Source organism: Streptomyces muensis (assembly GCF_021474425.1).
Lineage (GTDB): Bacteria > Actinomycetota > Actinomycetes > Streptomycetales > Streptomycetaceae > Streptomyces > Streptomyces muensis.
The window spans coordinates 1-4,756 of the sequence record NZ_JAKEIP010000421.1 but is presented as its reverse complement, the minus strand read 5'-3'; the positions used below and the strand labels follow the sequence as shown (position 1 = coordinate 4,756).

At 72.1% G+C, this 4,756-nt stretch carries 5 protein-coding genes; 2 read left to right on the top strand and 3 right to left on the bottom strand.

Translation table 11 applies throughout. The features are described 5' to 3' along the window. Positions 1 to 709 precede the first annotated feature (709 nt). The gene (locus L0P92_RS42220; RefSeq protein WP_234768443.1) at positions 710 to 1,882 is read left to right on the top strand and encodes a winged helix DNA-binding domain-containing protein; all 1,173 of its coding nucleotides are present in this window, start codon (positions 710 to 712) and stop codon (positions 1,880 to 1,882) included. A gap of 198 nt (positions 1,883 to 2,080) precedes the next feature. Here the strand turns inward: L0P92_RS42220 and L0P92_RS42215 are convergent, their stop codons facing one another. The 3 genes from L0P92_RS42215 to L0P92_RS42205 form a co-directional block, all read right to left on the bottom strand. Next, a complete protein-coding gene (locus L0P92_RS42215; RefSeq protein WP_234768442.1) occupies positions 2,081 to 2,866 on the bottom strand; it encodes a class I SAM-dependent methyltransferase in 786 nt (261 codons plus the stop codon). Positions 2,867 to 2,942: 76 nt separating this feature from the next. Continuing rightward, positions 2,943 to 3,440, bottom strand: coding sequence for a GNAT family N-acetyltransferase (locus L0P92_RS42210; RefSeq protein ID WP_234768441.1), 498 nt, complete (start codon positions 3,438 to 3,440; stop codon positions 2,943 to 2,945). A 51-nt stretch (positions 3,441 to 3,491) separates the two neighbouring features. Beyond that, positions 3,492 to 4,370 (bottom strand): LLM class flavin-dependent oxidoreductase, encoded by an 879-nt coding sequence (locus L0P92_RS42205; protein ID WP_234768440.1) that lies wholly within the window; start codon positions 4,368 to 4,370, stop codon positions 3,492 to 3,494. Between the two features lie 60 nt (positions 4,371 to 4,430). On the opposite strand from L0P92_RS42205, the gene L0P92_RS42200 reads away from it, so the two are divergent. After that, a partial coding sequence (locus tag L0P92_RS42200; protein WP_234768439.1) for a DUF192 domain-containing protein occupies positions 4,431 to 4,756 on the top strand: 326 nt, incomplete at its 3' end.

The window sequence follows — 4,756 nt, the reverse complement described above, 5'->3', positions numbered from 1 at the left end:
CCCCCAGACGGCACCCGTTATGATATACCCGGTCGCGTGGGCTGGGATATGTGTATACGAGACCGGTAAACCCCCACGGCCCGGGACAAAAAACGGGCCGGTCCGTGGGGGGGAGACGGACCGGCCCGAGGGGGGGTTTCCACCATAACCCTTCGTAAGGGATGGTGCGTGCATCGGCGTGCCACAACTACTCTCCGAAATCGCTCGGCGACGGCCCGGTAGCCGCGAGAGGGCTCGTTCGTGGCCGATTCATGGCCGGTCCGGGGCGGATTCCCAGGGGAAACGGGCGGGATGCGGCGGGATACGGAGGGTTTGGCGCGGCTTGGGGTCTGCTCGGCGACTTGTCCGCGCTTCCCTCCCCCGGGTGACCCCGACCGCGAACGTCGGCTTGACGGGGCACATGACTTCGTGGGGCGCACGCGTTTTCGATGCGACGCGCGTCCAACTGGGGCACGCGCGAGGGCATGGCACCGCGCAGCCCCCTCCGCTGCGCGGTGCCGCCGCGCAGCTTTGCGTACGCGAATTACCTTGGTCTGAACTTACGTGAGGGATGAGAGGAAAGCGAGTCGGCCTCCATAACAATGTGGAGAACCTGCGAGTTCCTTGGATGCGCAGGGCCCTGAGACGGTTCGCTCATGGATGCACGGTTTGCACCCGGGGCAGCGCTCAGCGGACAGCGGCTGACCTGTTCACGGCCTACCGTCGGCCTATGACCGCGAACGCGAGCAGGGCGATCTCCTGGGGCGAGGCTAGTGCGCGGCGGATGGAGCGGCAGTTCCTGGCGCGGCCCGCCGGGCGCGGCACACGTGTGGCCGAGGTGGTCGCGGCGATGCTGGGCGCGCACGCGCAGGTGCTGTCCGCGGCCGAGGTGTCGGTGGGGGTACGGGCCGCCGGGGTCACGCGGGCGGACGTACGGGCCGCGCTCTGGGACGACCGCTCGCTGGTCAAGACGTTCGGTCCACGCGGAACCGTCCATCTGCTCCCCGCCGCCGAACTGCCTCTGTGGTGCGCCGCCCTGACCGCGATTCCGACGGGCCCGAGCCCGTTTCCGCCGGATGTCCGGGTCACGGAAGAACAGGCGGCACAGATCGTGGCGGCGATCGGGGAGGCCCTCGACGGGGTGTGCCTGACCGTGGAGGAACTGGGCCAGGAGGTCGTGGCGCGCACCGGTCCGTGGGCCGGGGACCTGGTGATGCCCGCCTTCCAGGATCTGTGGCCGCGCTGGCGCCAGGTGCTGCACCGGGCCGGCCAGTCGGGCGCGCTGTGCTTCGGGCCGAACCGGGGGCGGAAGGTGACGTATACGCGGCCGCCGGCGTTCGATCCGGGCCCGGTGCCGGAAGAGGCGGCCCTGCGGGAGCTTGCGCGACGGTATCTGCGCGCGTACGGCCCGGCGACACCTCAGCACTTCGCCAAGTGGCTGGCGGCGCCCGCGGGCTGGGCGGCCTTGTTGTTCAGGGAGCTGGCGGAGGCCGGTGCCGTCGAGGAAGTCGCCTTCGAGGGGTCGGGGGCCTGGGTCGCGGCGGGCGACACCGAGTTCCCGGGCGGGCGCGTGCGTGGTGTGCGGTTGCTGCCGTACTTCGACGCGTACGCCATCGCCGCGCGGCCTCGGGAGTCGCTGTTCCCCGGGGAGGCGTACCGGCGAGCGCTGGCCGGCGGTCAGGCGGGGAACTTTCCGGTGTTGCTGGTGGACGGGGTGGTCGCCGGGGTCTGGCACCAGCGGCGCCAGGGCCGTCGTACGACGGTGACGGTGGAGCTGATCGGACGGCGCCTGACGGCGCGGCAGGAGCGGGAGTTGGGCGAGCAGGTGGAGCGGGTGGGGGACGTGCTGGAGACGAAGGCGCAGTTGGTGGTGGGGAAGGTGACGGTCGGTCCGCACGCCTAGGTGGTGTCCGCAAAGTCCCGTCGTCCGCCCGGAGGGCGGGCCCCGCGGCGTCGTGGGAGCGTGCTCTCGGTGCGGCGAGTGGGGGTCCCCCCTCTGGGGGAGCGTGCCAGGCGTCGCGGGGCTGGGGGTACCCCCTTTGGGGGAGGGACTTTGCGGACACGGCCTAAGCCCTGTCGTTTGGATCATCCCGGCGTGGGCTCAGGCGCCGGGCCTGCGGGCCTCGAAGAGGTGGCGGGTGCTGTGGGCGACGAAGGGGCCGTCGGACTCGATCTGCTCGTGCAGGGCGCGGAGTTGGGGCCGATAGGCCTCGACGGTGAAGCCGGGGACCATCCAGACCACCTTGCGCAGGAAATGGACGACGGCGGCGATGTCGTGGAACTCCATGCGGAGTTCCTCGGCGCGCAGGTCGACGATCTCCAGGCCGGCGGCCTCGGCTTCGGCGCGCTCGCGGTCGGGGTGACGGCCGCTGCGGACCTCGTCCGGCTGGGAGCCGAGGAAGTACTCGACGAGTTCGAAGACGCTGTGCGGCCCGACGTGCTGGGCGAAGTAGGTGCCGCCGGGACGGAGCACGCGGGAGATCTCCGTCCAGTTCGCCCGCACCGGGTGCCGGCTCGTGACCAGGTCGAAGGCCTCGTCGGCGAACGGCAGCGGGGCGTCCTCGGGCGAGGCGACGACCGCGACACCGCGCGGGGCGAGCAGGGCGGTGGCCTTGGCCACGTTCGGCGGCCAGCCCTCGGTGGCGACGGTCAGCGCGGGCGCCTTCGGAGCCCGGCCGAGCGCGAAGTCGAGGACCTCGCCTCCCCCGGTCTGGAGGTCGAGCGCGGCACTCGCACCGGCCAGCCGTCCGGCGAGGGACACGGCATACCCCCAGCTGGGCCGCGCCTCGCTGGCCCGCCCCTCGAACCAGGAGAAGTCCCAGCCCTCGGTGGGCACGGCGACGCCCTCGGCGACAAGGTCCTCGAACGACCGGCTGTTCTCTCCCATGCCGTCATGATCGCAGGGTGTTGTCGGTGGCCGCTGCTGGTTTTCGGCGCCATGACGGACCAGCAAGGACGGGAGATCAGCGGCCGGGCTGATCGGGGTCGGGCAGCACCAGCAGCACGTGCTCGCCGTCGCCGTGGCGGACGGTACCGGTGCGCTCAAAGCCGTGGTGTTCGAGGAGACGCACGGAGGCGGTGTTGGCGTGGAAGGGGTCGGCGTACAGAGGACGGGTCCGCTCCGTGTCGAGGAAGAGGGCGAGGGCCCTGGTGCCGACGCCTCGCCCCCAGTACGGCCGCCCGAGCCAGTACCCGAGGAAGCGGCGCTCGCCCTCCCACCACGAGACGACGCTCCCTGCGACCTCGTCCCCGGCCAGGATCGTCCGCACGAGACAGGTCTCGTCCCCGAGCACGCTCGTCCGCCAGTGCCTCATGAAGGCGTCGCGCGGCCGGGGCGTGAACCTCGATCGCCGGAGGGCCTCGGGGTCGTGCTCGTAGGCGAGGAAGGCCTCCAGGTCGGCGTCCAGCACCTCCCGGAGCCGTACGTCCACGGCGTTGTCGATGTTCGGGTCATCGCTCATACCCGGAGTGTGGCAGCAGCCACTGACAACGCCCCCGCGCCGGCCGACGCCCTACGGCACCAACGGCCGCACTTCCTCCGTGACGAACCGCACGAACCCCTCGGGATCGGGCTCGTCCCCGGTCGGCTGCAGCACCACGGTGTCGGCACCGGCGTCAGCGAGCCGCTGCACGGCCTCCGCCACGGCTCCCGCGTCTCCGGCGACGCCGAGATCGGGCACGGAGGCGATCCCCTCGGCCTCGAGCTCGGCCTTGAGCCGGGCGGGCCCGTCGGCTCCGGTGGCGGTGAGCAGGTAGACGACGACTTCATGCGGCTCGGCACCGGGGCATCCGGCCGACTCCCGGCCCTCCTCGATGAGTTGCCGCGCCTTGCGCACGCCCTCGGGCGGAGTCGAGGCGGTGAGCAGCGTCCCGTCGGCGGCGGCACCGGCCAGCCGCAGCGAGCGGGGTCCGGTGGCCCCGGCGATCACGGGCACCGGCCCGGCGGGCGGCCAGTCCAGGGCGACGTCGTCGAGCTTGACGTACCGCCCCTCGACGGTGACCATCTCCCCGCGCAACAGGGCGCGCAGCGCGTCGAGATGCTCCCGCAGCAGGGTGACCGGTGACTCGACCCGAGCCCCGACCTGCCCCATCCAGTCCTGTACACCGTGTCCGACGGCGAGGATCGGCCGCCCCGGGAACATCCGGTGCAGACTGGCGGCCTCCATCGCCGTGATCGCGACGTTCCGCAGCGGCACGGGCAGCAGCCCGACACCGACCCTGACCCGCTCGGTCCAGGCGAGGGCGGCCGCCGCGGTGGAGATCCCTCCCTCCCGGAAGCAGTCCTCCCAGAGCCAGAGCTCTTCGAGACCCGCGTCGTCGGCGAGCCGGGCGACGGATCGGAGTCGTTCGGGGGCCAGCTGGGGGCGGAATACTGCGCCGAGTCCGGTCATGGGGCCTTCCTACCCGGGTAACACTGGGCGGACAACCGAAAATCCAGGAGGTTGCCGAGGATGGCGAGGCGGTGGCGTGACGGACGGGGGACGCTGGTCGTGCACGGCGAGCGGGGTGACGTACCGGTCGCCCTGGAGATCGCCGCGTCGTACCGGGCCCGTACGACGGGATTGCTGGGGCGGGATGCCGTCGACGGAGCGATGCTGCTCACGCCGGCGGGCAGTGTCCACACGTTCCGTATGCGCATGCCCATCGACGTCGCCTACCTCGACCGGGGGCTGCGTGTCATCGCCGTACGGACCATGAAGCCGGGGCGGTTGGGGCTGCCCCGGCTGCGGTCGCGGCATGTGCTGGAGGCGCAGGCCGGGGTTATGGCGGGGTGGGG

Excerpts from the sequence above, each read along its gene's own strand:
- L0P92_RS42220 (WP_234768443.1), top strand. The coding sequence starts at position 710 with ATGACCGCGAACGCGAGCAGGGCGATCTCCTGGGGCGAGGCTAGTGCG.
- L0P92_RS42205 (WP_234768440.1), bottom strand. The coding sequence starts at position 4,370 with ATGACCGGACTCGGCGCAGTATTCCGCCCCCAGCTGGCCCCCGAACGA.
- L0P92_RS42210 (WP_234768441.1), bottom strand. The coding sequence starts at position 3,440 with ATGAGCGATGACCCGAACATCGACAACGCCGTGGACGTACGGCTCCGG.
- L0P92_RS42215 (WP_234768442.1), bottom strand. The coding sequence starts at position 2,866 with ATGGGAGAGAACAGCCGGTCGTTCGAGGACCTTGTCGCCGAGGGCGTC.